24 protein-coding genes, 1 tRNA gene and 1 riboswitch are annotated in these 24,950 nt (G+C 68.7%); of the genes, 14 read left to right on the top strand and 11 right to left on the bottom strand.

Annotated elements, in window-relative coordinates; translation table 11 throughout:
- The first annotated feature begins 11 nt into the window (after window positions 1-11).
- The gene (rdgB, locus tag ABZV34_RS08620) at window positions 12-614 is read left to right on the top strand and encodes an RdgB/HAM1 family non-canonical purine NTP pyrophosphatase (protein ID WP_356272621.1); all 603 of its coding nucleotides are present in this window, start codon (window positions 12-14) and stop codon (window positions 612-614) included.
- 47 nt (window positions 615-661) lie between these two features.
- On the opposite strand, the gene ABZV34_RS08615 is transcribed toward rdgB, so the two are convergent.
- The 3 genes from ABZV34_RS08615 to bcp form a co-directional block, all read right to left on the bottom strand.
- Window positions 662-746: transfer RNA gene (locus tag ABZV34_RS08615), tRNA-Leu, on the bottom strand.
- 54 nt (window positions 747-800) lie between these two features.
- A complete protein-coding gene (locus tag ABZV34_RS08610; RefSeq protein ID WP_356272619.1) occupies window positions 801-1,853 on the bottom strand; it encodes an HNH endonuclease signature motif containing protein in 1,053 nt (350 codons plus the stop codon).
- Between the two features lie 199 nt (window positions 1,854-2,052).
- A complete protein-coding gene (bcp, locus tag ABZV34_RS08605) occupies window positions 2,053-2,520 on the bottom strand; it encodes a thioredoxin-dependent thiol peroxidase (protein WP_356272617.1) in 468 nt (155 codons plus the stop codon).
- A gap of 136 nt (window positions 2,521-2,656) precedes the next feature.
- Between bcp and ABZV34_RS08600 the strand changes: the two genes are divergently transcribed.
- The 3 genes from ABZV34_RS08600 to sugE all read left to right on the top strand — a co-directional run bounded on the left by ABZV34_RS08600 (window position 2,657) and on the right by sugE (window position 3,898).
- Entirely contained in the window at window positions 2,657-2,995 is a 339-nt protein-coding gene (locus ABZV34_RS08600) for a DUF3618 domain-containing protein (RefSeq protein WP_356272615.1), read from the top strand.
- 43 nt (window positions 2,996-3,038) lie between these two features.
- Window positions 3,039-3,395, top strand: coding sequence for a co-chaperone GroES (locus tag ABZV34_RS08595; RefSeq protein ID WP_356272613.1), 357 nt, complete (start codon window positions 3,039-3,041; stop codon window positions 3,393-3,395).
- Between the two features lie 81 nt (window positions 3,396-3,476).
- A riboswitch (guanidine-III (ykkC-III) riboswitch) is annotated at window positions 3,477-3,547 on the top strand.
- 30 nt (window positions 3,548-3,577) lie between these two features.
- The gene (sugE, locus tag ABZV34_RS08590) at window positions 3,578-3,898 is read left to right on the top strand and encodes a quaternary ammonium compound efflux SMR transporter SugE (protein ID WP_148008600.1); all 321 of its coding nucleotides are present in this window, start codon (window positions 3,578-3,580) and stop codon (window positions 3,896-3,898) included.
- Window positions 3,899-3,921: 23 nt separating this feature from the next.
- Here sugE and ABZV34_RS08585 read toward each other — a convergent pair whose 3' ends face one another.
- On the bottom strand, window positions 3,922-6,663 hold the full coding sequence (locus ABZV34_RS08585) for a transglycosylase domain-containing protein (RefSeq protein ID WP_356272611.1): 2,742 nt from the start codon (window positions 6,661-6,663) through the stop codon (window positions 3,922-3,924).
- 211 nt (window positions 6,664-6,874) lie between these two features.
- Here ABZV34_RS08585 and ABZV34_RS08580 point away from each other — a divergent pair, with 211 nt between their 5' ends.
- The 4 genes from ABZV34_RS08580 (at window position 6,875) to ABZV34_RS08565 (ending at window position 10,526) form a co-directional block, all read left to right on the top strand.
- Entirely contained in the window at window positions 6,875-7,675 is an 801-nt protein-coding gene (locus ABZV34_RS08580; RefSeq protein WP_356272609.1) for an ABC-2 family transporter protein, read from the top strand.
- A 124-nt stretch (window positions 7,676-7,799) separates the two neighbouring features.
- Window positions 7,800-8,603, top strand: coding sequence for an ABC transporter permease (locus ABZV34_RS08575; protein ID WP_356272835.1), 804 nt, complete (start codon window positions 7,800-7,802; stop codon window positions 8,601-8,603).
- Between the two features lie 6 nt (window positions 8,604-8,609).
- The gene (locus ABZV34_RS08570; protein WP_356272607.1) at window positions 8,610-9,599 is read left to right on the top strand and encodes an ATP-binding cassette domain-containing protein; all 990 of its coding nucleotides are present in this window, start codon (window positions 8,610-8,612) and stop codon (window positions 9,597-9,599) included.
- A gap of 9 nt (window positions 9,600-9,608) precedes the next feature.
- Window positions 9,609-10,526 carry a DUF1707 domain-containing protein gene (locus ABZV34_RS08565; RefSeq protein ID WP_356272605.1) on the top strand — a complete coding sequence of 306 codons (918 nt, stop codon included), beginning with the start codon at window positions 9,609-9,611 and terminating at the stop codon, window positions 10,524-10,526.
- Window positions 10,527-10,542: 16 nt separating this feature from the next.
- Here the strand turns inward: ABZV34_RS08565 and ABZV34_RS08560 are convergent, their stop codons facing one another.
- Complete coding sequence (locus ABZV34_RS08560; protein ID WP_356272603.1) at window positions 10,543-11,874, bottom strand: SGNH/GDSL hydrolase family protein; 1,332 nt, start codon at window positions 11,872-11,874, stop codon at window positions 10,543-10,545.
- Between the two features lie 242 nt (window positions 11,875-12,116).
- Here ABZV34_RS08560 and ABZV34_RS08555 point away from each other — a divergent pair, with 242 nt between their 5' ends.
- The 3 genes from ABZV34_RS08555 (at window position 12,117) to ABZV34_RS08545 (ending at window position 15,730) form a co-directional block, all read left to right on the top strand.
- Complete coding sequence (locus ABZV34_RS08555) at window positions 12,117-13,484, top strand: DUF445 domain-containing protein (protein WP_356272601.1); 1,368 nt, start codon at window positions 12,117-12,119, stop codon at window positions 13,482-13,484.
- A gap of 51 nt (window positions 13,485-13,535) precedes the next feature.
- On the top strand, window positions 13,536-15,029 hold the full coding sequence (locus ABZV34_RS08550; RefSeq protein WP_356272599.1) for an MFS transporter: 1,494 nt from the start codon (window positions 13,536-13,538) through the stop codon (window positions 15,027-15,029).
- A gap of 221 nt (window positions 15,030-15,250) precedes the next feature.
- Window positions 15,251-15,730 carry a hypothetical protein gene (locus ABZV34_RS08545; RefSeq protein ID WP_356272597.1) on the top strand — a complete coding sequence of 160 codons (480 nt, stop codon included), beginning with the start codon at window positions 15,251-15,253 and terminating at the stop codon, window positions 15,728-15,730.
- Here the strand turns inward: ABZV34_RS08545 and ABZV34_RS08540 are convergent.
- Window positions 15,727-16,194, bottom strand: coding sequence for a hypothetical protein (locus ABZV34_RS08540; protein WP_356272595.1), 468 nt, complete (start codon window positions 16,192-16,194; stop codon window positions 15,727-15,729). The two genes, ABZV34_RS08545 and ABZV34_RS08540, sit on opposite strands and share 4 nt — an antisense overlap.
- A 265-nt stretch (window positions 16,195-16,459) precedes the next feature.
- Here ABZV34_RS08540 and ABZV34_RS08535 point away from each other — a divergent pair, with 265 nt between their 5' ends.
- The gene (locus tag ABZV34_RS08535; protein ID WP_356272593.1) at window positions 16,460-17,425 is read left to right on the top strand and encodes a helix-turn-helix domain-containing protein; all 966 of its coding nucleotides are present in this window, start codon (window positions 16,460-16,462) and stop codon (window positions 17,423-17,425) included.
- A gap of 58 nt (window positions 17,426-17,483) precedes the next feature.
- On the opposite strand, the gene ABZV34_RS08530 is transcribed toward ABZV34_RS08535, so the two are convergent.
- Genes ABZV34_RS08530 through ABZV34_RS08520 form a run of 3 tightly spaced genes read right to left on the bottom strand, consistent with a single transcriptional unit; the run spans window position 17,484 to window position 18,936 of the window.
- Window positions 17,484-17,786 carry a hypothetical protein gene (locus ABZV34_RS08530; protein WP_356272591.1) on the bottom strand — a complete coding sequence of 101 codons (303 nt, stop codon included), beginning with the start codon at window positions 17,784-17,786 and terminating at the stop codon, window positions 17,484-17,486.
- Between the two features lie 59 nt (window positions 17,787-17,845).
- Window positions 17,846-18,091 carry a DUF397 domain-containing protein gene (locus ABZV34_RS08525; protein WP_356272589.1) on the bottom strand — a complete coding sequence of 82 codons (246 nt, stop codon included), beginning with the start codon at window positions 18,089-18,091 and terminating at the stop codon, window positions 17,846-17,848.
- Window positions 18,088-18,936: a helix-turn-helix transcriptional regulator gene (locus tag ABZV34_RS08520; RefSeq protein WP_356272587.1), complete on the bottom strand. Its 849-nt coding sequence runs from the start codon at window positions 18,934-18,936 to the stop codon at window positions 18,088-18,090. The genes ABZV34_RS08525 and ABZV34_RS08520 overlap by 4 nt, the downstream gene beginning before the upstream one ends.
- A gap of 222 nt (window positions 18,937-19,158) precedes the next feature.
- On the opposite strand from ABZV34_RS08520, the gene ABZV34_RS08515 reads away from it, so the two are divergent.
- Entirely contained in the window at window positions 19,159-19,800 is a 642-nt protein-coding gene (locus tag ABZV34_RS08515) for an ATP-binding protein (RefSeq protein WP_356272834.1), read from the top strand.
- 7 nt (window positions 19,801-19,807) lie between these two features.
- Here ABZV34_RS08515 and ABZV34_RS08510 read toward each other — a convergent pair whose 3' ends face one another.
- The gene (locus ABZV34_RS08510; protein WP_356272585.1) at window positions 19,808-22,960 is read right to left on the bottom strand and encodes a DUF3427 domain-containing protein; all 3,153 of its coding nucleotides are present in this window, start codon (window positions 22,958-22,960) and stop codon (window positions 19,808-19,810) included.
- A gap of 157 nt (window positions 22,961-23,117) precedes the next feature.
- Here ABZV34_RS08510 and ABZV34_RS08505 point away from each other — a divergent pair, with 157 nt between their 5' ends.
- Window positions 23,118-23,630, top strand: coding sequence for a YDG/SRA domain-containing protein (locus tag ABZV34_RS08505; RefSeq protein WP_356272583.1), 513 nt, complete (start codon window positions 23,118-23,120; stop codon window positions 23,628-23,630).
- Window positions 23,631-23,835: 205 nt separating this feature from the next.
- On the opposite strand, the gene ABZV34_RS08500 is transcribed toward ABZV34_RS08505, so the two are convergent.
- On the bottom strand, window positions 23,836-24,852 hold the full coding sequence (locus ABZV34_RS08500) for an SEC-C domain-containing protein (protein WP_356272581.1): 1,017 nt from the start codon (window positions 24,850-24,852) through the stop codon (window positions 23,836-23,838).
- Window positions 24,853-24,950 lie beyond the last annotated feature (98 nt).

The following is a 24,950-nucleotide window of genomic DNA, read 5'->3' as shown; positions in this document are numbered from 1 at the left end:
TACTGAGGGCCATGACCCGCCTGATCCTCGCCACCCGCAACGCCGGAAAGATCACCGAACTGAAGGCGATCCTCGCCGACGCCGGTCTCACCCACGACCTCGTCGGCGCGGAGGCCTACCCGGAGATCCCCGACGTCCGGGAGACCGGCGTCACCTTCGCCGAGAACGCCCTCCTCAAGGCCCACGCCCTCGCCAAGGCCACCGGCCTGCCCGCCGTCGCCGACGACTCCGGCCTCTGCGTCGACGTCCTGAACGGCGCGCCCGGCATCTTCTCCGCCCGCTGGGCCGGCCGCCACGGCGACGACCAGGCCAACCTGGACCTCCTGCTCGCCCAGCTCTCCGACATCGACGAACCGCACCGGGGCGCCCACTTCGCCTGCGCGGCGGCCCTCGCCCTGCCCGACGGCACGGAACGGGTGGTGGAGGGCCAGCTGAGGGGCACCCTCCGGCACACCCGCGCGGGCACGAACGGCTTCGGCTACGACCCGGTCCTCCAGCCGGACGGCGAGACCCGCACCTGCGCGGAACTCTCCCCCGCCGAGAAGAACGCGATCAGCCACCGGGGGAAGGCGTTCCGGGGGCTGGTGCCGGTGGTTCGGGAGTTGTTGGGCTGAGGTACCCGCAGAGGGGCCGCCCATCTGGGCGGCCCCTCTGCGGGACGTGCGGCCGGTGGGACTCGAACCCACACGGGTGTTAACCCACTGGCATCTAAAGCCAGCATGTCTGGCCAATTCCATCACGGCCGCTCAAAAACGGTCATCGCGCTCGACCGGCGGCGCCCAGTCTACGGGTAGGGCGAACTAGCCAGCGAGAGGAATTGCCCTCTTCTGGCGACACCACGTCTCCGTCAGCGCGTGGCAGTTCGGGCACAAGTAGCGCAGATTCTCCAGGCGGTTGTCTCGCCAGTTCCCGTCCACGTGGTCGATCTGCAAGGTGATGGGCTGGCCCAGCCACTCACCGGTGTTGCCACATGTCACACACAGGCACGGCACACCGATCTCGGCCAGGGCCCGATGGAGCTGAGTCCTGTTGGTCCGGCCGGCGCGCTCCGGCAGGACGACCAGCACCTTGCTCGCTCTCTCCGCAGGTGCGGGGTCCGCGGGCCGTCCCCAGCTCCGACGCTTGAAGTGGCTTGTCTTGAGACCGATGCGGGTTACCGCGCGTCGGATTCGCCTGTGGTTGGTGTCGTTGACCTCAAGCCCGAGACCGCGCATGACGTCGGCGTAGCTGGTGCAGTGTTCCACGAGGCTGCGAAGCCGGTCCTCGGGGATCGAGAGGCGCCGGTGGGAGAAGTGCTCGATGTCGACGCCCCTCGTGCGCAGCATGTGTGCCAGCGCGGCGCGTGAGCGGCTGTCATCCGGCACACCGAGGGAGCGGGCCACGCCGCGGACACTGTTCGTCACCGCGGCCGCCTTTTTCAACTCCGCGGTGGTGAGAGAAAGTTCGGGCTCGGAACGCTTGATGCCGGCGAAATGACCGATGTCGATGCCCGCCGCTGCGATACGGCGCCGGATGTGGGACAGGGTCCCGGTCGCCGGGACGGCGCCCAGCTTCAGTGCCACTTCGCGCAGTGACGAAGAGGAAGCGACGGCCTCGGCGATGGCGGTGTCGGGATACTTCTGCCACGCGGTGCGCCCGACGAAGTGGCTGGTGTCCAATCCGTAGGTGGCGACCTTCTCCCGGAGCACGCGCCGCCTCCCGCCGTTGGGCTCGAAACCGAGCCGCCTCATCAGGTCCGTCCAGTTGCGGGCCTCGGCGACGACCGGCGCGAGCCTCTCCTCTGCGTAGGGGTCCGGCCGCGGTGCCCCGCCGCCGCGCGCCGTCCCGACCTCGGGTCCCGGTGTGTTCCCCATGCCTCCACCCCTCCGCTCCGATCGCCTGTTCGCGACCTCGTACGGAGTAACGAAGCGTTGATCGGATGGTCACGTTCGGTGCCCTGGGCTGGTGAGGGTCGGCCCGCGGGCAGGGTGCTGTGCAGGGAGGCAGGTCGGTGCTGTAGCGGGCGGACCTGCCTCCAGGCGTGCGGATCCCCTCCCGGAGGACCAGGTGGCCTCAGATCCCCAGATCCTTGATGATCTTCGCCACGTGCCCCGTCGCCTTCACGTTGTACAGCGCGTGTTCGACCTTGCCCTCCTCGTCCACCACCACCGTGGAGCGGATGACGCCGACGACCGTCTTGCCGTACAGCTTCTTCTCGCCGAAGGCGCCGTAGGCCTCCAGGACGGTCTTGTCGGGGTCGCCGACCAGGGTGACCTTGAGGGACTCCTTCTCGCGGAACTTGGCGAGCTTCTCGGGCTTGTCGGGGGAGACGCCGATGACGTCGTAGCCCGCGCCCGCCAGCAGGTCGAGGTTGTCGGTGAAGTCGCAGGCCTGCTTCGTGCAGCCGGGGGTCAGCGCGGCCGGGTAGAAGTAGACGATGACCTTGCGGCCCTTGTGGTCGGCGAGGGAGACCTCGTTGCCGTCGGCGTCGGGCAGGGTGAAGGCGGGGGCGGTGTCGCCGGGCTGGAGTCGCTCGCTCATCGGTACCTCACGTGGCCGGGGGATGGTTACGGAACTACGGAGTGAGCGTAATGGGGGCGCCGAGGGGTGCGTCGTAGCGTGAGCTGACAGACTGTCGACTGCACAGAGTTCGAGAATCGACCACGGAGGCAGCGCGGTGTCGGATACGTCGAGAACGTCGGATACCAGGACTCCGGCGCAGATCGAGGCGGACATCAAGCGCCGCCGCGAAACCCTGGCGGAGACGCTGGACGAGATCGGGGTGCGGGTCCACCCGAAGACGATCGTCGGGGACGCGAAGGCCAAGGTCGCCGCGAACGTCGATCACACCCTCGGGCGGGCGTACGTGGGTGTCCACCGCGTCGTCGGTGATGTGAAGGGCCGGCTCGTCACCGAGGAGGGCGCGCCGAGGCTGGAGCGGATCGTGCCCGTGGCGCTGGTGGTGGTGGGCGTGGTGGGACTGCTCGCCGTGGGCTCGCGGCGCCGCAAGCGCTGACCCGGCTGCGTACCGACGGCTCAAAGGCAGGTAGGTTCGGGGCGTGAGCGCCAATCGGGACAAGCAGAACACCCATCAGGACAAGTTGCCCATCCGTATGCTGCACGACCGTGTGCTGGTGCGGCAGGACGCCGCCGAGGGCGAGCGGCGTTCCGGCGGCGGCATCCTGATCCCCGCGACGGCGGCCGTCGGCCGGCGGCTCGCCTGGGCCGATGTCGTCGCGGTCGGGCAGAACGTGCGGACGGTGGAGCCGGGCGACCGGGTGCTCTACGACCCGGAGGACCGGGCCGAGGTCGAGGTGCGCGGGATCGCGTACGTGCTGATGCGCGAGCGGGATCTGCACGCCGTGGCGGCCGACCGGTTCGAGGGTTCCGAGGACTCGACCGGCCTCTACCTGTAGTCCTGGTCCGCTCCCCGCAGTCCGCAGTCCGCAGTGCGCGGTTCGAAAGGGGCTGGTGACCATGGTCACCAGCCCCTTTTGCCTGTGCTTTGCTACCGTGGAAAGCACCCGACGAGACGCGCCGTACCGGGATTCCGCAAAGACGACGCACCCCTGTTGCCCCATGCACGGAGGTGCCTGTCATGGCCTGGATTCTGCTGCTCGTCGCCGGTCTGCTGGAGGTCGGCTGGTCGATCGGGATGAAGTACACGGACGGTTTCACGCGGCTGGTGCCGAGCGTGCTCACGGGCGCGGGCGTCGTCGCGAGCATGGTGCTGCTGTCGTACGCGGCGAAGTCGCTGCCCATCGGTACGGCGTACGGCGTGTGGGTGGGGATCGGCGCGGCCGGTGCGGCGGTGCTCGGCATGGTCGTGCTCGGTGAGCCGGCGACCGCCGCCCGGATCTTCTTCGTCTGTCTGCTGCTGGTGGCCGTGGTCGGTCTGAAGGTCACCTCCGGCCACTGACCCGTCGTGATCCCCGCCCGCGGCTACTGCCTTCTCGGGGTGAGTCCGGTCAGCGGTCCCGCCCCGGCGGTGGTGCTCGTCCCGCCGTCGGTGGCGCCGCCGTTGCCCGGGGTGCCGCCGTCGGTGGCGCCCCCGTCGGTCGTGGTGCCGCCGTCGGTGGTGGTGCCGGTGGTCGACCCGTCGGTCGTGGTGCCGCCGTCGGTGGTGGTGCCGGTGGTCGACCCGTCCGTGGTGGTGCCGCCGGCGGTGACGCCGCCGTCCGTCTGGCCCTGGGTCTGGGCGCCGTTGTCGCCGGGCGGCGGGCTCTGGGTGTCCTGGCCGCCGGTCGCGGCGCCGCCGTCCTGGCCGCCGGTGCCGGGGGACTGGTCGGTGGGTCCGGTGCTGGGGAGCTGCTGCTGTTCCTCGGCGCCCGGCTGGAGCCGCAGGTCGAAGTCGCTCGGGCCGGTGCCCTTGAGCGCGGATTTCGTGTACTGCGCCCAGATCTGCGCCGGGTAGCCGCCGCCGTTGAGCCGGGCCTGGCCGAGCGCGCCGTACAGGGACTTGTGGACGCCGGTGTCGGGGTCCTGGCCCATGACGGCGACCACGGTGGCGAGGTTCGGGGTGTAGCCGGCGAACCAGGCCGCCTGGTCCTCCTCCGCCGTGCCGGTCTTGCCCGCGGCGGGACGGCCGGCGGCCTGGGCGGCCGTGCCGGTGCCGCCCTCGACGACGCTCTGCAGGACGGAGGTGGTGGTGTCGGCGGCCTGCCGGGTCACCGCCTGCCTCGTGGCCTGCTTGGGCAGGTGCACGTCCTCCGCGCCCTCCTTGGTGATCTTGTCGACGAGCGTGTACGTGCCGTGCCTGCCGTGGTTGGCGAGAGTCGCGTAGGCCTGCGCCATGTCGAGGACGCTGGCGGTGGACGGGCCGAGCGCGATGGAGGGGGTGGCGGTGAGGTCCGGGGTGTCGGCGGGGACACCGAGGTCGACGGCGGTCTCCTTGACCTTGGACGGGCCGACGTCCACGGCCATCTGCGCGTACACGGCGTTGACCGACTTGTCGGTGGCGGTGCGCACGGTGATGGGCCCGTACGAGACGTTGTCCTCGTTCTCGGGGGCGTACGTGCCGCCGTTCCAGCCCTGCACGGGACGCTTGTCCGTGCCGTCGTAGAAGGTGTTCGGGGTGATCCTGCGGCCGTCCTCGGTCCGTGAGTCGTTCTGCACGGCCGAGGTGAACACGAACGGCTTGAAGGTCGAGCCGACCTGGTAGTCGCGGCGCGTGGCGTTGTTCACGTACTGCTTGGTGTAGTCGATGCCGCCGTACATGGCGACGACCTTGCCGGTGGCGGGGTCGATGGAGACGCCGCCGGCGCGGACGTAGCGGTCGACCTTGCGGGCCTTCTTGTCGAGGTGGCTCATCACCTGGTCGTCGACGGCCTTCACGAAGGCGTCCTGCTTGGGCCTCTGCAGGGTGGTCGTGATGCGGTAACCGCCGGTCTGCAGGGTGTCCTCGTCGATGATCTTGTGTTCGGCGAGGTAGTCGTTCACGGCCTTGACGAGGTAGCCGCGCTGACCCGACATGCCGGTGGCGACCACCGACTGCTTGGGCTCGGGGAAGGTGACCTTGCCGCGTGCCGCCGGGGTCAGCCACTGCTTCTTGACCATGCCGTCGAGGACGTAGTTCCAGCGCGCCAGGGCCGCCGCCTTGTTCTCGGGGTGCGCGATCACGTCGTACTCGCTCGGCGCGTTCAGGAGCGCGGCGAGGTAGGCACCCTGACCGACCGTCAGGTCCTGGGCGTCGACGCCGTAGTACGCCTGCGCGGCGGCCTGGATGCCGTACGCGTTGCGGCCGTAGTAGCTGGTGTTGAGGTAGCCCTCGAGGATGTCGGCCTTGCTCTTCTGGCGGTCGAGCTTGATGGAGATGAAGAACTCCTTCACCTTCCGGGTGGCCGTCTGCTCCTGGCCCAGGTAGTAGTTCTTCACGTACTGCTGGGTGATCGTCGAGCCGGACTGCCTGCCCTTGCCGGTGGCGGTGTTCCAGCCGGCGCGGATCATCGCCTTGGGGTCGATGGCGGACTCGGTGTAGAAGTCCCGGTCCTCGGCGGCGAGCGCCGCGTGCTGGGCGTCCTTCGAGATCTGCGGGAGCGACACGTTCTCGCGGTTGACCTCACCGTCGCGGGCGAGCTGGCTGCCGTCCGCGTAGAGGTAGACGTTGCTCTGCTTGGTCGCGGCGGCGTTCGCGGACGGGATCTTGACCAGGTAGTAGCCGAGCGCGAAGAGACCGATCACGAGCAGTACGAGGCCGACGAACGTGCCGAGGACCATCCGCCAGGTGGGGATGAGCCGTCCCCAGCCGGTGCGCTTCCGCCTCGGCTTCTTTCCCGGCTTCCCGGGTCCGTCCGGTGTCGTGTGTTCCCGCGGTTGCCCGGGTCCGTCCGGCCTCCGAGGTTCCGCGGGTTCCTCCGGCGTCGCGCGTTCCTGCGGCTTGCCGGGTTCCTGCGGCCTTCCGGGTTGTTCCGGTGTCGCGCGGACTTCCCGCTTCCCGGACTCCTCCGGCCTCGCGCGTTCTTCCGGCCCTCCGGACTGTTCCGGGCTTCCGGACGCCTCGGGGCTTCCGGTCTCCTCCGGCTTCCCCGGCGTTTCCGGTTTCCCCGGCGCTTCCGGCGTCCCCTGGTCTCCCGGCTTCCCCGGCTCACCGGGTCCGCCCGGTGCCGCCTGGGCAGTCGGCTCGGGCCCCCTGGGTTCCCAGCCCTGGTTGTCCTGATGCGGCTGCGGCTGCGGCTTGTCGCTCATCTGTTTGCCGGACTCCTGTTTCGCGTCGTACGCACCCGTACGACCTCATACGCCTTGTGCGCCCCCTCTTGAAGACTGTCGCACCAAGCGTTCCGTTCCCGGATTCCGGCACGCGTCGCCTCGGAAAATGCCTGGCAGCGACCACCGCCGCGGGACTAGGCTCCTGCGCTTCGGCCGAAAACGGCTTTCCCGGTGCAAGGAGGACTTCCTCGTGGGGACAGGGCGGTTGTACACGGCCGTCGCCCTGGGCGGGTTCCGGCGCTACGCCACCTACCGGACGGCGACGGCCGCCGGTGTGTTCACGAACACCGTCTTCGGGCTCATCCTGGCGTACATCATGACCGCGCTGTGGGACGAGAAACCGCACCTCGGCGGCTATGACCAGGCGCAGGCGCTCTCCTATGTGTGGCTGTCCCAGGCGCTGCTCATGGTGGTCGCCACCATGGGCGGCGGCTTCGAGGACGAGCTCCTGGAGCGTATCCGTACGGGTGACATCGCGATCGACCTCTACCGTCCCGCCGACCTCCAGCTGTGGTGGCTGGCCCAGGACGCGGGCCGGGCGCTGTTCCATCTGCTGGGGCGCGGCGTGGTCCCGCTCGCGTTCGGCGCGCTCTGCTTCGACCTCGCGCTGCCCGCCGACCCGCTGACCTGGCTGGCGTTCCTGGTCGCGGTCGCCCTCGGGGTGCTCGTCAGTTTCTCGCTCCGTTATCTCGTCGCCCTGTCCGCCTTCTGGCTCATGGACGGGGCGGGCACGGCGCAGATGTCCATGATCGCGGGCGTCTTCTGCTCGGGGATGCTGCTGCCGCTGAACGTCTTCCCGGGCGTGCTCGGCGAGGTGGTGCGCGCCCTGCCCTGGTCGTCCCTGATCCAGGCGCCCGTCGACGTGCTGCTGGGCACGGCGGACCCGCTCGGCACGTACGCCTTCCAGGCGGCCTGGGCGGTCGGGCTGCTGGCGCTCGGGCGGCTCCTCCAGTCGGTGGCGACGCGAAGGGTGGTGGTGCAGGGTGGCTAGCCCGGCTGACAGCCCGTTGGACAGTCCGGTGGACAGCCCGGTGGACGAGCGGTCACGGACGGCCGGGACCGAGGCCGGGGCCGAGGCCGAGGACCCGTGGGCCCGGCAGGGGACGTACGCCCGGATGCGCGACGGAGTGAGCGCGTACCGCATGATCGCCGCCATGTGGATCCGCTCCACGATGGCCTACCGCGCGTCCTTCGCGATGACCACCCTCGGCAACTTCGCGGCGACCGGCCTCGACTTCGTCGCGATCCTGCTGATGTACTCGCAGATCGACCGGCTCGGCGGTTACAGCCTGCCTGAGGTGGCCTTCCTGTACGGGGTCTCGGCCATCGCGTTCGGGCTCACGGATCTCGTGCTCGGCTCGATGGACCGGCTCGGACGCCGGGTGCGCGACGGCACGCTCGACACGCTGCTCGTGCGGCCCGTGCCCGTGCTCGCGCAGGTCGCCGCGGACCGTTTCGCCCTGCGCAGGCTGGGCCGGATCACCCAGGGGCTGCTGGTCTTCGGGTACGCGGTCACCGTACTCGACATCGCCTGGACGCCGCTGAAGGTGCTGCTGGTGCCGCTGATGGTGCTGAGCGGCGCCGCGATCTTCTCGGCCGTCTTCGTGGCCGGCGCGGCCTTCCAGTTCGTCGCGCAGGACGCCTCCGAGGTGCAGAACTCCTTCACGTACGGCGGCAGTACGCTCCTGCAGTACCCGCCGACCGTGTTCGCCAAGGACCTGGTGCGCGGGGTCACCTTCGTGCTTCCGCTCGCCTTCGTGAACTGGCTGCCCGCGCTCTACGTCCTGGGGCGGCCCTATCCGCTCGACCTGCCGGTCTGGGTCGCCTTCGCATCGCCACTCGTCGCGGCGGGCTGCTGCGTGCTGGCGGGAGCCGCCTGGCGGGCGGGACTTCGTTCCTATCGCAGCACGGGGAGCTGAACCGACATGACAACAGACATGCCCGCGGGCCCGGTTGACGCCTTCATCGAACTCGACGGCGTCGAGAAGGTGTTCGACGTGCGCAAGAAGACGGGCTTCCTGCGCAGCGAGCGCCGTCAGGTGCGGGCGGTGGACTCCCTCTCCTTCACCGTGCCGCGCGGGGAGATGGTCGGCTACATCGGACCGAACGGGGCCGGGAAGTCCACCACCATCAAGATGCTGACCGGGATCCTCACGCCGAGCGGGGGCCGGCTGCGGGTCGCGGGCATCGATCCGTCACGGGAGCGGACCCGGCTCGCGCGGCGCATCGGGGTGGTCTTCGGGCAGCGCACGACGCTGTGGTGGGACCTCCCGCTGATCGACTCCTACCGGCTGATGCACCGTATGTACCGCATCCCGGACGCCCGTTACCGCGAGAACCTCGACCGCTGCGTCGAACTCCTCGAACTGGGCGAGCTGTTGGACGTACCCGTCCGGCAGCTGTCCCTCGGCCAGCGGATGCGCGGGGACATCGCGGCGGCGCTGCTGCACGACCCCGAGGTTCTCTATCTCGACGAGCCGACGATCGGTCTGGACGTGATCAGCAAGGCGAGGGTCCGCTCGTTCCTGCGCGATCTGAACGCCGAGCGGGGCACGACGGTGCTGCTCACCACGCACGACCTCACCGACATCGAGCAGTTGTGCCGGCGGGTGATGGTCATCGACCACGGGCGGCTGATGTACGACGGTCCGCTGACCGGGCTGCACGAGGTGGGGGAGAGCGAGCGGACCCTCGTGGTGGACCTGGAGCGGGAACTGCCGCCCGTCGAGGTGGCGTCGGCGCGGGTCGTGAAGGTGGAGGGGCCCCGGCAGTGGCTGGCCTTCCCCGCGTCGGCGTCGGCGGCCGAGCTGGTGGCGCGGATCGCGGCCGACTACCCCTTGGTGGACCTCTCGGTGCGGGAGCCGGACATCGAGGCGGTCATCAGCCGGATGTACGAGGAGAAGGCTCTCTCGTAGGCTGGTCCCATGACCGAGGATGTGCCTTCCCGGGGAAGCGACGACCAGCGCCCGGTGCGGCGGGAACCCGAACCCGCGGGCCCGGAGTTGCGAGCCTCCGACGCCGATCGTGAACGGGTCGCCGAACAGCTCAGGGACGCCCTCGCGGAGGGGCGCCTCGACATGGAGGAGTTCGAGGAGCGGCTGGAGGCGACGTTCAGGGCCCGTACGTACCGGGATCTGGCGCCGCTCACCCGTGATCTGCCGGGCTCGGCCGCCGCGACTCCGGTGAACATGGTCAAAGAGCCCGCTGAGAGCGGGAGTTGGGCCGCGCGGATCGTCGGTGGGGAGGGATCGTCCGGGTGGGGGGTCGCGATCCTGTCCGGGTTCGAGCGCAAGGGCCGCTGGACCGTGCCGCGGCGCTTCAGCTCCTTCGCCTTCATGGGCGGCGGTGAGATCGATCTGCGCGAGGCGAACTTCGCCGACCGTGAGGTCGTCATCAACTGCGTCGCGGTCATGGGCGGTGTGAACGTCGTGGTGCCGCCCGGCGTGGAGGTCGTCGTCCGCGGCATCGGCATCATGGGCGGCTTCGACCACCGTGAGGAGGGGCGGCCGGGCGATCCCGGTGCCCCGCGTGTGATCGTCACGGGCTTCGCGTTCTGGGGCGGGGTCGGCGTCGAGCGGAAGATCACCCGCGCCGAGCGGCTGCGTCTGAGGGAGGAGCGCCGCCAGGAGAAGCTGGAGCGCAAGGCCGGCCGCGGGGCGCTGGGGCCCGGCTCACAGGGCCGCCTCGACGACGTGTACGACGCCCATCTCGAGGCGCTCGAGGAGGCCCGCGACCTGATCCGCGAGCGCCACGAGGATCGCCGGGAGAGGCACGCCGAGCGTCGCGAACGCCACGAGGCCCGTCGCGACGAGCGCGACCGCCGCCGCCACCGGGACTTCTGAACGCGGTCGGCCCCCGCTACAGCTCCGCCGGGGCCGACCCCTTCAGGTCGTCCAGGTCGAAGACCTCCGCCATCCGCGCGTACCCCTTGTCGCTCGGGTGGAGATGGTCTCCCGAGTCGTAGTCGGAGCGGAGCCCGCGCGGGTCGTACGGGTCGCGCAGCGCCTGGTCGAAGTCGACGACGGCGTCGTACACCAGGCCCGCGCGGATCTCCTCGTTGACGGCCCGGCGCACCGCGTCGCGGCCGCTCGTGTAGCCGCGGTGGCCCCCGAAGGGCATCAGGGTCGCGCCGACGACGCGCAGTCCCCGGGCGTGCGCCTGCTGGACCAGCCGGCGCAGTCCGTCGGTGATCGTGCGCGGGTCGACCTGGTGGGGGTTGCGCAGGATGTCGTTGACGCCGAGGTCGATGACGACGGCCTTGACGTTCGTGCGGTCGAGCACGTCGCGGCGGAAGCGGTTGAGGCCGCTCGGGTTGTCGGCGGGCCGGCCGAGACCGTCGGTCAGGACCTGGTTGCCGCTGATGCCCTGGTTGACGAGGCTGTAGCGCGGCACGTCCCCGGAACCGGCCGCGGCGCGCAGTCGCTCCGAAAGGACGTCCGTCCAGCGGTGGTTGGCGCCCGTGGTGGAGGTGATGCCGTCGGTGAGCGAGTCGCCCAGGGCGACGACGGTGCCCGCCGACTCGTTGCTCAGCACGTCGAGGGCGGTCAGATAGCGCCAGTGCGGGGTCTGTTCGGTGTACGCGGCGCCGGTCGGGTCCTCGGTGCGGTCGCCCGCGGCGACGTACGAGATCTGTCGCGCGTGCTGGTGATAGGTGACCGGGCCGGAGGGGGTGGGCGAGTACGTGGTCACGAGGACGTCGGTGTCGCGCGGGATCGGGATCCGCACGCCGTCGCTCATCACCTGTTGCCCCGCCGGGACGACCACCGCGGTGCTGCCGGCGAAGGTGAGGCGGCTCATGGTCCCGGCCGCGGCCGCCGCGTCGTTCTCGCCCGCGGCGACCGCGATCGAGGCGTGCGTGATGCGCAGCGGCTGCTGTCCGTAGAGGTTGGAGAGGGTGATGCGGGCGCTGGTGCCGCCGACGTCCACGTGTACGACGTTGCGTACGGAGCGGCCGGCCAGGCCGCCCGCCTCGGTGCCGGGTTCGGCTCCGCCGGGTGAGGCCGACCAGGCGGCGACCCAGGTGCCCACGGAGGCGGGGGCGGCGGTGTTGCGGGGGCCGGGGGCTCCGGCGAGGGCGTTGCGGGAACCGCTTCCGTCGTCGGCCGCGGCTCCCACGTATATGGCTGCGGATATGACCACGATCACGGCGACGATCGCGGCCAGCAGGGCATAACCGTGACGCTTGGTCATGCGGTGCGTGTCTCCTCGGGCGAGGGGAGCCCGAGGCTCCGATGTGATGAACCCATGATGCGTCATGGGGTAGAAGGAGAAGGACAGGGCCCCTTCCGGGACGACCCTGAGGCGCCCCGGAGATTCCCCTGAGTTCTCCCCGCCCGAACAGACGCCGGGAACTCCTGTTCCGTTCCAGGAGTCGGTCAGGAAGGGACAATGGGTACGAGGCCTCGGACGGGGTCGGCGAACGGGTGGAGCGAATGGAACGCACAGAACCGGAAGCAGCGGATACCGAAGGGCAGCGTGCCCGCCCGGGCGGGGCCGCGAACCGCTCGGCGACGGCGCCCGGCCCGGCGAACCGCACGATGTCCTCGTTCAGCCCCGCCGACGAGGAGAAGCAGCGCGGCGTCCGCCGGATGAAGGCGACGGCGACCGGCCTGCTGCTCCTGGTCGCCCTGGTGTACGTCCTCGCCAAGTGGGCCTCGCACGAGGGCGCGGGCCCCTGGGCCGGATATGTCGCCGCGGCCGCCGAGGCCGGCATGGTCGGTGCGCTCGCCGACTGGTTCGCGGTCACGGCCCTCTTCCGCCATCCGCTGGGCCTGCCCATCCCGCACACCGCGATCATCCCCACCAAGAAGGACCAGCTGGGCGTGTCGCTCGGCGAGTTCGTCGGCGAGAACTTCCTCTCCGAGGAGGTCGTACGCCAGCGCCTGCGCGCTGTCGGCATCGGCGGCAGGCTGGGCGCCTGGCTCGCCGAACCGGAGCACGCGGACCGGGTCACGGCGGAGCTGGCCACGGCCCTCAGGGGAGCCCTGACCGTTCTGCGCGACTCCGACGTGCAGGCGGTGGTCGGCGAGGCCATCACGCGCCGCGCCGACGCCCAGGAGATCGCGCCCGGCATAGGGAAGATGCTGGAGAAGATCGTCGCGGACGGCGGGCACAAGCGGGTCGTGGACCTGATCTGTGTCCGCGCCCACGACTGGCTGGTGCTCCACGACGAGCAGGTCATGGACGCCGTGCAGGGCGGCGCGCCCGGCTGGACCCCGCGTTTCGTCGACAAGAAGGTCGGCGAGCGGGTCTACAAGGAGCTGCTGCGTTTCGTCACCGAGATGCGCGACGCCCCGTCCCACCCGGCGCGCGGAGCCCTCGACCGCTTCCTCGGCGACTTCGCCGGCGACCTCCAGTCCGACACCGACACCCGCGCCCGGGTGGAGCGTCTCAAGGGTGAGGTGCTCGGCCGCGGTGAGGTCCAGGACCTGATCGCCTCCGCCTGGACGGCCGTACGATCCATGATCGTTTCCGCCGCCGAGGACGAGCGCAGCGAGCTGCGTCTGCGGGTGCGGGCCTCGCTGCTCTCGCTGGGCGCCCGCATGGCCACCGAACCCAAGCTCCAGGCCAAGGTCGACCGGTGGGTCGAGGGCGCCGCGGTGTACGTCGTGACGACCTACCGCAAGGAGATCACCTCCCTGATCACCGACACCGTCGCCGGCTGGGACGCCGAGCACACGACCCGGAAGATCGAGGCGCACATCGGCCGTGACCTGCAGTTCATCCGGATCAATGGCACGGTGGTGGGATCACTGGCCGGACTGCTGATCTACGTGGTGTCGCGAGCGCTGGGGGCGTAACCACCCCGCGGCGGGGAATCCGGTCAGGGTTCGTCGAACGGAGAGGGAGCCATGACCCCACCAGCCGCGCCGGTCCCCGTGCCCGCTTCCATGGGAACGGTCACCACGAGTGTCCCCTCCCGCCTCGACCGGCTTCCCTGGTCCCGCTGGCACTGGATGATCGTGATCGGCCTGGGAACCGTCTGGATCCTGGACGGCCTGGAGGTCACCACCGTCGGCAACATCGCGAGCCGGCTCTCCGAGGACGGCAGCGGCCTGTCCATCTCCTCGGCCCAGGTCACCGGCGTCGCCGCGGCGCTCTATGTCGCGGGAGCCTGTGCCGGAGCCCTCTTCTTCGGCTGGCTGACCGACCGTTACGGCCGCAAGAAGCTCTTCATGGTGACGCTCGTCGTCTACCTCGCGGCGACCGCGATGACCGCCCTCTCCTTCGACGCCTGGTGGTTCTTCACCTTCCGCTTCCTCACCGGCTTCGGTATCGGCGGCGAGTACGCGGCCATCAACTCGGCGATCGACGAGCTCATCCCCGCGAAGTTCCGGGGCCGCGTCGACCTGATCATCAACGGCAGCTACTGGCTCGGCGCGGTCGGCGGCGCGCTGCTGTCCATCGTCATGCTGAACACGGACATCTTCCCCAAGGATCTCGGCTGGCGGCTCACGTTCGCCCTCGGAGTGGTCCTCGGGCTGGTGGTCCTGCTGGTCAGGCGGCATGTGCCGGAGAGCCCGCGGTGGCAGTTCATCCACGGTCGCGGCGAGGAGGCCGACGAACTGGTGGCGTCGGTCGAGCGGGACATCGAGCGGGAGAAGGGCCGGCCGCTGCCGCCCGCCGAGGGCGAGATCACCATCGAGCAGCGCAAGAGCATCGGCTTCGGGCTCATCGCGCGGACCGTCTTCCGCCGCTACCCGAAACGCGCCGTGCTCGGCCTCTCCCTCTTCATCGGCCAGGCCTTCCTCTACAACGCGATCACCTTCGGCTTCGGCGCCATCCTCACCACGTTCTACGACGTCCCCTCCGGCGGCACCGGCTACTACTTCGCCGTCATCGCGGCCGGCAACTTCATCGGCCCGCTGCTGCTCGGCAAGCTCTTCGACACGGTCGGCCGCAAGGTGATGATCTCCTCCACGTACGTGCTGTCGGGCCTGCTGCTCTTCGGCACGGCCTGGCTCTTCGGTCAGGGCTCGCTGACCGCCGCGTCGCTCACCGCGTGCTGGTGCGTCGTCCTGTTCTTCGCTTCGGCGGGCGCCTCCAGCGCGTACCTGACGGTCTCGGAGATCTTCCCGATGGAGACCCGCGCGATGGCCATCGCCTTCTTCTACGCCCTCGGAACGGCCGCCGGTGGTATCAGCGGACCGCTGGTCTTCGCCGACCTGACGGCCTCCGGCGTGGTCGGGGACACGGTGCTCGCCTTCCAGATCGGCGCGGCCCTGATGTGCGCGGCGGGCCTGGTGGCCGCGTTCCTCGCGGTGGACGCCGAGGGGCGCTCCCTGGAGGACATCGCCGCCCCGCTGTCGACGGCGTCGTCCGGCACGTCCCGCAAGACGGCCTGACCCGGTTCGCAGGCGACGAACCGTCCCGGTTCCGGCCGCCGCCCGGGTTCCGTCCGCCGGGCCGGTTCGAGCCACCGAGCCGGTTCTCTCCGACTCGACGGTTCGGCCGGACCCGGTGGACCGGTCCGAGGAGTCCGCGGAGTCCACAGAGTCCGCAGAGTCCGAGGATCTGAGTACGCGTACTCTGTCGGGCCGACGCCCGGACAGGAACCCTCGTACGCATGACCGAGAAGCTGTTAAGCCCTCTGCGCACGTGCCCTTGGCCGGAACGCTGGCTGACGCGCGTGCTCGGCGCCGCCCTCTCCGGCGCGGCGTACCTCCTCTGCCTGCCCTGGGACCTGCGCAACCGCCCCGAGTCGCCCGGGTCGCTCACCGAGACGACCCCGGTGACCGTCCCCGGCGTCGTACTTCTCGGCGGGGCCCTGCTGTTCCTGGCGGCCTACTTCGGCCGCCGGGACGCGCTGGCCTGGCCGTTGCTGCTGATCGCGGTCCCGCCGGCCGCCCTGATGTACGTCGCCTTCCACGCCCACCCGGAGCCCCCGGACGCCGCGGTCTGGCCACTGGCGTGGGCGTCCTTCACGCTGGTCGTCGCGGCGGGGGTGCTGGTCGCGACGGCGGTGGCCCGGCAGTTCAGGGCGGACCTGGAGGAACAGGCCGACACACCGCTCCTCACCGGCCGTCGCGCGGGATCCTGCGGCTAGGCACCCGTGGTGGACCCCGGTCGGACGATCATCAGGATCGTCACGGCGGCCCAGAGCAGGTTGAAGACCCCGGTGAACATGGCGAGCCGGACCGTCGCCCGGGGGCCCACCACAGCGGTGTCTTGCCAGATGCCCTCCACGATCGCGGTCTGCCGGGGCAGCACCAGCGCCGCGAGCACGACCGCGGCCAGCGCCGTCAGCGCGATCGAGACGATCAGCCAGGTGTCGCCCAGGACACCCATGGCACTGGCGGTGGCGAACCCGAACACGGGGACGACGACGCCGACCGTCGCGTACACCCGGCAGATGCGGTACAGCAGTCGGACGGTGGAGCGGGCCTGGTCGTCCCGCGGCTCGGCGAGCGCCTTGCGTGCGGCGGGCGGGAACATGCTGGCGGCGACGGTGACGGGCCCGACCGCGACGATCGCGGCGAGGACGTGCACGGCAAGAAGGAACTTGGTCACGGGGTGACGCTATGGCCCGGCCTGGATCTTGCAGAAGTGGCACTTTTGCCAGGGCCCGACGGATTCCCGCCAGCCCGGCGCCCGCTCCCACCGGCTCGGGGTGCCGTAGGCCGGTACGAGACAGAGACCGTACGTGGGGTGGGCGGACATCCTGCTGGACCAGTGGCCCACACCGCAGCAGAGGGGGAGCGCCCGTGCACACCCGCGGCCACGCGCCCTTGGACCATCCCTTGGCTGTAATCCGCCGTATGCCTACGCTCTGGCCATGCACACCGTTGCCGTACTGGCGCTCGACCAGGTCATCCCGTTCGACCTCTCCGCCCCGATCGACGCCTTCGGCCGGGCACGCCTGCCGGCCGGCCGCGCGGCCTACCGCATCCGGGTCTGTTCGGTCGAGGCGGGCCAGGAGGTCGGTGCGGGCCTGTTCACGCTGCGCGCCCCGTACGGCCTGGAGGCGCTGGCCGAGGCGGACACGATCATCCTGCCCGGAACCGAGAACCCCACCGCCCCGCTCCCGCCGGGGGTGGCCGAGGCGCTGCGCGCGGCGGCCGCTAACGGCACCCGGATCGCCTCGATCTGTGTCGGCGCCTTCGTCCTCGCCGCCACCGGTCTGCTGGACGGACTGCGCGCGACCACCCACTGGATCGCGGCCGGCGACCTGGCGGCCCTGCACCCCGCCGTGACCGTCGACCCGAACGTGCTCTACGTCGACAACGGCCAGTTCCTCACCTCGGCGGGCGCGGCAGCGGCCCTCGACATGTGCCTGCACATGATCCGCCGGGACCACGGTTCGGCCGTCGCGGCGCACGCGGCCCGGCTCTCGGTGATGCCGCTCGAACGGGAGGGCGGCCAGGCCCAGTTCATCGTCCACGCCCAGCCACCGGCACCGGCCGGCGCGACCATGGAACCGCTGCTGGGCTGGCTGGAGGAGAACGCGGACCGGGACCTGACCCTGGAGGACATCGCCGCCCGGGCCGGCACGAGCACCCGCACCCTCAACCGCCGCTTCCGCGAACAGACCGGCACCACACCCCTGCAGTGGCTGCACCGCGCCCGGGTCCGCCGCGCCCAGTACCTCCTGGAGACGACCACGTACCCGGTCGAACGCATCGCGACCCAGGCGGGCTTCGGCTCCCCGACGGCCTTCCGCGAACGCTTCAAAAGGGTGGTGGGGACGAGCCCGTACGCGTACCGGCGGGCGTTTCAGGGGGCGGAGGAGCGGGTTTCCTGACGCGGAGGTGCGGTCGCGCTGCGCGCTGTCCTCCGTGCTTCGTGCTCGGGCTCGGTGCTCAGGCGCGCCGGTCGGCCACGGCCCAGGAGGCGAGGGCGACGGCGCCGGCGACTCCGAACACCGCGGGCCAGGCGCCCACCTTCTTGGCCAGCGGGTGCGACCCGGCGAAGGCGGCGACGTACGCGACGGTCAGCGCCCCGGCCGCCTTCCCGCCGGCCTGCTCCCGCCACTGCCGCGCGGCCGCTGCCCCCGCGACGGCCAGCACGACCCCGCCCAGTTGCCGCTTCTTCGTCCACCGGGCCACGCCGTACCCCCCGACAAGCCCACCGGCGGCCACCACCGCGGCCGGAATCTTCGCCATCGCTGCCTCCTGGGCGTGCCTGTGCCTGCACCTACCTGTGCCGGCCGAACGCACCGAGGCTAGCGCGGACGGACGGCTGACCTGCGGTCGCCCTCCAACCGTCCTATCCCTTCCAGCCCGTTTATGAAGGACTGCCAGGGGTGCGGGCGGAAGGCGACGACGGGCCCACCGGCCTCCTTGGAATCACGCACGAGGACACTGCCCACGTCACGTGCGCACGCGACGCATTCGCCGCCCGCGCCGTTGCTGTACGAGGACGTGAACCAGGCGGAGGCGTGGGTGGCCATGGACAGTGTGGCTTTCATCTCGCGTACCCCTTGAGGACGGTCTCGATCAGTTCGGTGGAGCGCCGAGGGCTCAAAGCCGCCGCTCGCAGTCCGTCGAAGGCCCTCGTGTACTCACGCACATGATGCTCGCCTTCGAGGTACACGGCATCGGTGATGCCGTCCCGATAAACGAGGTCCGGATCCTCTTGGTCGGGGAAGCCCAACAGGGTGAACGAACCGGTCGCCGGGTAGGTGCCCGAGTCGAAGGGCAGGACCTGGAGGGTCACACTGGGCAACTCGACCGATTCCAGCAGGCGTTCGAGCTGATCGAGCATGAGTGCTCGATCCCCGATGACATTGCGCAACGCGCCCTCGTTCACGATGAACCAGGCGTCGGGACCGCCGGGCCGCGTCAGCATCGCCTGTCGCTCCATCCGCACCCGCACCGCACGGTCGATGTCCTGGGCGGAGAGGTGTGCGCCGGTCCTGTGGAGTTCACCGGCGTACGCCGAGGTCTGCATCAGCCCCGGCAACAGCTCGCACTGGTACTGGCGGAACGTGGAGGCGTCCTGCTCCAGACCGATGTAGATGGAGAACCACTCCGGAACTCCGGCGCCGTGCACCTGCCACCAACCCCGAGTCTTCGCCTGCCGGGCCAGTGCCTTCAGGAACTCACGCAGCTCGTCACTGGTGGTATAGAACCGGCACAGGGCATCGATGTCGGACGGCTGGATCCTTCCGCTGCCCGTCTCCATCCGGTTGACCTTGGAACCACTCCAGTCCAGCGCCGCACCGACCTGTGCGCAGGTCAGCGCACTCTGCTCGCGGAGCTTCTTCAGCTCGATCGAGAGACGTCGACGACGTGCAGTCGGCGATCCGGCCATCCCAACCCCTCTCCTGATAACGGGCGTTCAGTCTTTCGCCAAGGGGTGTCCTTGCCAATCACTCGTAAGTGGGAATCCCGCCGTGCACATTGCACGAAGGGATTCGCAGCCGTCATTCTGACGGACGACGCCACTCAGGGTGAGTGCGCGTGACGCTCCGTCGATCGGGTGGGGTCGGCGTCGCCGTCTATGAGAGGGGTCTCGGTGATCCAGCAGGCGTGCATGTCACGGAAGCCGTGGGACTTGGCCTTTGCGGCAGAGCCGGAAGAGGTGGCAGCACTTCGCCGCGTCGTGCGGCTGCACCTCGAGCTCTGGGGCTTACAGGAAGCCACTGATACAGCCCAGCTCTGCGTCAGCGAACTCGTCTCGAACGTGATCACGCATGTCGGTCCGGGCACGCCGACCACGCTGGCCGTCTCGATGCGCGGCACTCACCTGCGCATTGAAGTCCACGACCCCGACACCAGGGCTCTCCCGGCGCTCCTGGACGCCGGCGCTGACTGCGAAGGCGGCCGTGGCATGGCGCTCGTCGACGCGATGGCCGATCGATGGGGCGTCCAACTCCAGGCCGACCGGAAGGTGACCTGGTGCGAGTTGGCGACCAGTCTGCACTCCCCCAACGGCCACACTGGCGGTGCCCGCGTGGCAAGAGCGGGTGCCCTCCTCAGTGCCTATGGCTCGCCGAGGGCGGCCGGGCATGCGGGTACCTCGCCCTGGGGTTCCATGACAGCGGAGACGGCAGTCGTCGCCATCACCGACCTCCTCTACTGGTTGCAAGCGCACGGTCGTGACGTGGACGAGGCGCTGGAGCGCGCGCAGATGCACTTCGAGGCAGAAGCGTGTGCAGGGGAAGATCGACTATGAGTTGCTACTAACCCGCAGTGATTGCGGAGTATGTCCAAACGTCCGCCGGAATCTTGTGCGTCAACTTCCAGGTGATCGCCATTGGTTTGCTCCCCTTGTGCTTGTCGTACTTGGCGGGGCCGAGCAACATCCATGGCTGGGCTCCGCCGATATCAGTGCTCTTGTAGCGGCGAACGAAAAGCAACACGTGGCTACCCTCGCTGGCGTGGTTCTGATAGCGGAGGCCGGTAGGGGAAGTGGCTGAGGTCTGGTTCTGGGACTCCCAGTGGAAATGTGTCTCGCTCAGCGCGTAGTCGTGGTAACGGGTCTGTGGGGAGAAATCTTTCTCATCCTTGTCCAGGGTGATCAGGAGAGCGTCTGTCTTGATCGACTCGCACCACTTCACTCCCTCGCGGAAATCACCTGGCATGAAACCGCCGATGAAGGATTGACCGAGTGCGGGAAGGATCTCTTCTCGACTATAGGAGGCGTGCACCGTCAGTGGAATGCCGACCTTCCCGCCCACCCCGAGCAGCGGGATGGGGACGTGCTCGGTGTGGGCGAGGTTGTACGCCAACACCTGACAGAGTTCGTCGCGCACGGCGTGCTGGTGGCGCAGCGTCGCAAATCCGGCGTCATAACTCGCGAAGCCCTTCCGGGTGATCCCACCGAGGGGCCAAAGCTGGAAGAACAGCATACGGGCATGAGCCTGCCCCTGTTCATCCATTGCGCTGTAATCAGGGGCGTCATCTGCCAAAAGTCGCGTGTACGCGGAAACGCGCAACGGGTCGTCTACGTGAAGGAAGGCGGAAACTCTTTTGAGTAGTGCGACCTCGCCTTCGGGCGCCTCTCTTTTCAGGAGTCCGGAACGGCGGAGCAACCCAGTCCACGAGTTCCCGTTGCCGCGGTAGAGCTCCCTTAGCTCCCGCCCGCTCTCATCAAGGTACTTGCTCAGTCTCGGCTCGGCGTAGTCTGCGACTTCTCTAGCAAGAGCCGTCACGTTGACGCCAATCTGCTCCTTTATGTTGGCGATGATGACTTTCTTTGCCTTCTCTTCGAGAATAATCTGACAGCCAGAAGGAAGTTGCGGAAAGTCATGCTCGATGTTGTCGAGGAGCCGCTTACGAGTGAGGTTTGTCAATGCTCTGAACTGGTTCTCGAAGCGGAACTCCTTACGATGTTGACCGATGAAGTCCAGCACGGTCAGCACGGCTTTGTCCTCAGTGCGACGGAGACCTCGGCCGAGTTGCTGCAGGAACACGGTCGCGCTGGAAGTGGGGCGGAGTAGAAGCAGGGTGTCAACGTCGGGAATGTCGAGACCCTCGTTAAAGAGGTCGACCGAGAAGATTACCTGTAGTGAACCCGACCGGAGATCAGTCAGTGCTTGATCGCGCTGGTCGGCGGGGGTCTCGCCAGACAGAGCAACGGCATGGAGGCCAGCCCTCCGGAAGTACTCTGCCATGAAGTGTGCGTGTGCCACCGAGACGCAGAATCCCAAGGCTCGCATATTCCCAGGCTCGGCGATTTTTTCCTGGACCGCCTTCACGACCAACCGGGCCCGCGCGTCGTTACCCGTGAGCACATTGCTTAGAGCAGTAGCGTCATAACTTCCGCGCTTCCATTCCACCGCATTCAGGTCGGTGTTGTCACTGATCCCGAAGTAGTGGAATGGGCTGAGGAGATCGTTTTCCAAGGCTTCCCATAGTCGCATCTCGGCAGCGATGCGGCCGTCGAAGAACTCATCTTGGATGTTCTTGCCGTCCATGCGCTCAGGGGTTGCTGTCAATCCCAGCAGTTCCAACGGCTGGAAGTGATCGAGAATCTTCCGGTACGTCGGTGAGGTTCCGTGATGAAACTCATCGATCACGATCACATCGAAGTGATCACGGGCGAGTCGGTTCAGTGTCCCGGCGCTCAGCGACTGGACGCTGGCGAAGACATGCGTCCATCGCTCGGGGATCTCTCCGCTGTGGAGAGACTCGCCGAAGTTCGGGTTCACCAAGACATCTTGGTAGGTCCGCAGTGACTGCTGCAGGATCTCCTTGCGGTGGGCGACGAAGAGCAGTCGCACGTCTCGGCCGTGTTTCTTGCGTAGCTGCTTGTAGTCGAGAGCTGCCATGACGGTCTTGCCGGTGCCCGTTGCAGCCACGAGCAGATTCCGGTGTCGGTCATGAACTGCGCGTTCAACTTCGAGTCGCTCCAGCATGTCGCGCTGGTGTGCGTAGGGCCGTACCTCGAGACCAGACAGGGTGATCCGTCGCTCCGCTGAGGACGTGCCTCCCGCGATGGCCAACGCCTCCTGCAAGCGGGCTCCGTCCGTATCAGGGTTGTAGGGCTCGAAGGAAGGGTCGCTCCAGTACGCCTCGAAGGTCGCCTCGAACTTTCGCACCACGTCCGGAGTAGCAATGGAAGATAGTCGAACGTTCCACTCCAGCCCATCGAGCAGGGCGGCTTTGGAGAGGTTGGAGCTACCGACGTATGCCGTGTCGTAGCCACTGCGGCGCCGGAACAACCAGGCTTTGGCGTGGAGTCGAGTGGAGCGCGTCTCGTAGTTGACCTTGACTTCGGCGTTGAACTCTCGCACCAACCGATCCAGTGCACGCCGCTCGGTCGCTCCGATGTACGTCGTTGTGAGGACGCGTATGGGCACGTTCCGCTCGTGGGCAGCCTTCAGGGACTGCTCGATGATGCGTAGGCCGTGCCACTTCACGAAAGCGCAGAGCAGGTCGACCTGGTCAGCGGTGGCGAGTTCGGCGCGGAGTTCAAAGCCGAGGCTTGGATCGTCGGGCGAGTTGGTGATGAGCGCCGTGTCAGAGAGCGGGATACCGGGGCGCACAGCGAAGACTCCAGGTGCCTCCTGCCGGGTCAATGCTAGGAGTTGGCGGGGCCCATCCGCGACCAGCTCCACCCATTGTTGGGCCCCCTCAAGTGTGCTGATGGACTCCAAGATGTGGTTCGCCGCGTATACGTGCTCCTCCGGAGGAAGGCTCTGAAGTACACGACGTACTGTCCGGGCGATGTGTCTTGCCAGGACATGAGGAACTGACTCGGCCCCCACCCTGCCGCTCACCGGATGCCATCCGAGGCTCGCGAACTCCTTCAACTTCTGCTCGAAGCGCACGGTGATGAGTTCCTCGTACACCCCCGCGGCAGGCTGCGTCAGATCCCCCGACTCGGACACCCAGATCCCCTCGGTTGCTCAGATAGCTGTGGCCATGTGTAACAGAGGCCACTGACAGCCGGGACGGAGGGCTGACCTCGACGGTCCATGCATCAGTATCGGTCAACTCTGAACGGAGGTTCGGCTTGAGCGATCGACTTTGCTCCAGTATGGCGACATGGAAATCGAACGGGTCATCGGTCGTATCGAAGGCGTAGCTCGTGGGGCTGTCTTCCATCGGCGGGTAGACGTGCTGCGAGCCAAGCTGCACCGAACCAACCAGAACGGCATCTCGTGGCTCATAGACAAGGACGGCAGCAAGGTTGGGGACGCCATCGTGCTGCACGGCGGGTATGAGGATGACGAGGACCATGGAACGTGGGTGAGGTACACGGGGGCCTCGCCGGGCCAGGACAAGGCCAATGACGGGCGACTTCTGCGTAGTCAATCGTGGTCGTATACGGACAATGCTGCTCTAAAGCTCAGCTATGAGCGCAAGCATCCCATTCGTGTAATTCGCGGCTATGAAGGAGATCCTCAGTACTCGCTTAATGACGACTACAGGTATGACGGCCTGTATGAGATCACAGCAATCCGTACGGCAGTCTCGAAGTCGCTCGCACCAGATGGGCGTGAAATCAAGATCTGCCAGTTCGATCTGAAGTGCCTACCTGACGCTCTCCAGGAGTAGACCGTTTAAGGTCATCTGACAGAAGGCCCCGGCGGGGGAGAGCCGTGAGCCTTTCTGCGAGCACTCCAGATCCTGGTGCTACAGAGCGGCCTGCGTGGGTTTCGTCGCCGTCAGAGGTCGATGAGGTCGCTCCATCAGCGAAGGAGCATGCCGATGCCGCCAAGAAGCATGGCGCCCCAGGTCTCGGCCCGTACGGTTCCTTCGGTTAGTTGGACACCCCATGACACTCCCCATACCCCCGCCCCGCCCCACACCAGCAGACAACCCCCCGCTGCGGCGGCCAGGACGTCGCGCGGCCGCGGGCTGCCAGGGTTGTCGCGTACTGGGGGAGGAGGGTCGTGTCGGACGGGGACGAGGCCTCCGAGGCGGAGAAGGCCTCGTAGGACGGGACCGTGCCGGTGACGATGCCCAGGTTCGGGGTGCCGGAGGCGGACAGTTCGCGCAGGGACGCCTCTATCGTCGCGAGGTGTTCCTCGTGGGACGGGTACTCCACGGCTAGGGAGGGATACGCGGCCAGGAGTTCCGTCAGTTCGTCGGCGGGCCAGTGCAGGACCGCGACCGGGAACGGGCGGGAGAGGGCCTCACGGTGGGCGCCCAGTTCGGCGCGGAGGCGGCTGATCTCCGCCTGGAGCTCCGCGGGGTTCTCCGAGCCGAGTGACCACACGCGCTTGGGGTCGTGGAGTTCGTCGAGCGAGACGGGGGACGAGTGGAGGGTGTCCGCGAGGGCGTCCCAGTCGTCGTGGGCGACGCCCAGCATGCGGCGGACGCGGTGGCGGCCGAAGAGGATGGGGCGGGTGGCGTACGGCGGGTCCGTCACGTCCGCCAGGAGCAGCGTCGCGCCCTCCGTGAACGTCTCCTGCGCCGCCTCCAGCTCGTCGTGCGACTCCAGTGCCTCCGCCACGATCACCCAGGGCGCGGGGTCGCGCGGGGACGCGGCGCGCACTCCGTCGATGATCGCGCGGGCTTCCGCCTCGTGGCCGTACTCCCACAGGTTCGACGCCTTCAGGGCGCGGACCAGGTGGGGGCGCTCCAGGGGCGTCGAGGACGCCAGGAGGCGGTCGTAGAGTGCGCTGGCGCCGGGGCGGTCGCCGGCCAGTTCGAGGTGGGCCGCGGCCTGCAGGAGCAGGTGTTCGGCGTCCTCGGGGTAGAGGCCGGCGGTCCGCTCCAGGCGTGCGGCTTCGGCGGTGTGGTCGACGTTCTCGGCAGGCGTGTCGGGGCGCATGGGTGACACCGTACTGCCGCCGCCTTACGAAATGGAGAGATCCGCTGGCCAGAGGGTGAGCGCGGGCGGCCGATACCCGTTCACGGGGGAGAGGAGGG

The organism is Streptomyces sp. NPDC005195, assembly GCF_040608315.1.
Taxonomy (GTDB): Bacteria; Actinomycetota; Actinomycetes; order Streptomycetales; family Streptomycetaceae; genus Streptomyces; species Streptomyces kaempferi.
The sequence above is the reverse complement of the archived record's forward strand: the minus strand, read 5'-3'. Positions and strand labels throughout refer to the sequence as shown.

What these genes read in the sequence shown, in the direction of transcription:
- rdgB (WP_356272621.1), top strand. Translation starts at nt 12, where the DNA reads ATGACCCGCCTGATCCTCGCCACCCGCAACGCCGGAAAGATCACCGAA.
- ABZV34_RS08610 (WP_356272619.1), bottom strand. Translation starts at nt 1,853, where the DNA reads ATGGGGAACACACCGGGACCCGAGGTCGGGACGGCGCGCGGCGGCGGG.
- bcp (WP_356272617.1), bottom strand. Translation starts at nt 2,520, where the DNA reads ATGAGCGAGCGACTCCAGCCCGGCGACACCGCCCCCGCCTTCACCCTG.
- sugE (WP_148008600.1), top strand. Translation starts at nt 3,578, where the DNA reads ATGGCCTGGATTCTGCTGCTCGTCGCCGGTCTGCTGGAGGTCGGCTGG.
- ABZV34_RS08585 (WP_356272611.1), bottom strand. Translation starts at nt 6,663, where the DNA reads ATGAGCGACAAGCCGCAGCCGCAGCCGCATCAGGACAACCAGGGCTGG.
- ABZV34_RS08575 (WP_356272835.1), top strand. Translation starts at nt 7,800, where the DNA reads ATGCGCGACGGAGTGAGCGCGTACCGCATGATCGCCGCCATGTGGATC.
- ABZV34_RS08570 (WP_356272607.1), top strand. Translation starts at nt 8,610, where the DNA reads ATGACAACAGACATGCCCGCGGGCCCGGTTGACGCCTTCATCGAACTC.
- ABZV34_RS08565 (WP_356272605.1), top strand. Translation starts at nt 9,609, where the DNA reads ATGACCGAGGATGTGCCTTCCCGGGGAAGCGACGACCAGCGCCCGGTG.
- ABZV34_RS08560 (WP_356272603.1), bottom strand. Translation starts at nt 11,874, where the DNA reads ATGACCAAGCGTCACGGTTATGCCCTGCTGGCCGCGATCGTCGCCGTG.
- ABZV34_RS08555 (WP_356272601.1), top strand. Translation starts at nt 12,117, where the DNA reads ATGGAACGCACAGAACCGGAAGCAGCGGATACCGAAGGGCAGCGTGCC.
- ABZV34_RS08550 (WP_356272599.1), top strand. Translation starts at nt 13,536, where the DNA reads ATGACCCCACCAGCCGCGCCGGTCCCCGTGCCCGCTTCCATGGGAACG.
- ABZV34_RS08545 (WP_356272597.1), top strand. Translation starts at nt 15,251, where the DNA reads ATGACCGAGAAGCTGTTAAGCCCTCTGCGCACGTGCCCTTGGCCGGAA.
- ABZV34_RS08535 (WP_356272593.1), top strand. Translation starts at nt 16,460, where the DNA reads ATGCACACCGTTGCCGTACTGGCGCTCGACCAGGTCATCCCGTTCGAC.
- ABZV34_RS08530 (WP_356272591.1), bottom strand. Translation starts at nt 17,786, where the DNA reads ATGGCGAAGATTCCGGCCGCGGTGGTGGCCGCCGGTGGGCTTGTCGGG.
- ABZV34_RS08525 (WP_356272589.1), bottom strand. Translation starts at nt 18,091, where the DNA reads ATGAAAGCCACACTGTCCATGGCCACCCACGCCTCCGCCTGGTTCACG.
- ABZV34_RS08520 (WP_356272587.1), bottom strand. Translation starts at nt 18,936, where the DNA reads ATGGCCGGATCGCCGACTGCACGTCGTCGACGTCTCTCGATCGAGCTG.
- ABZV34_RS08515 (WP_356272834.1), top strand. Translation starts at nt 19,159, where the DNA reads ATGTCACGGAAGCCGTGGGACTTGGCCTTTGCGGCAGAGCCGGAAGAG.
- ABZV34_RS08505 (WP_356272583.1), top strand. Translation starts at nt 23,118, where the DNA reads ATGGAAATCGAACGGGTCATCGGTCGTATCGAAGGCGTAGCTCGTGGG.
- ABZV34_RS08500 (WP_356272581.1), bottom strand. Translation starts at nt 24,852, where the DNA reads ATGCGCCCCGACACGCCTGCCGAGAACGTCGACCACACCGCCGAAGCC.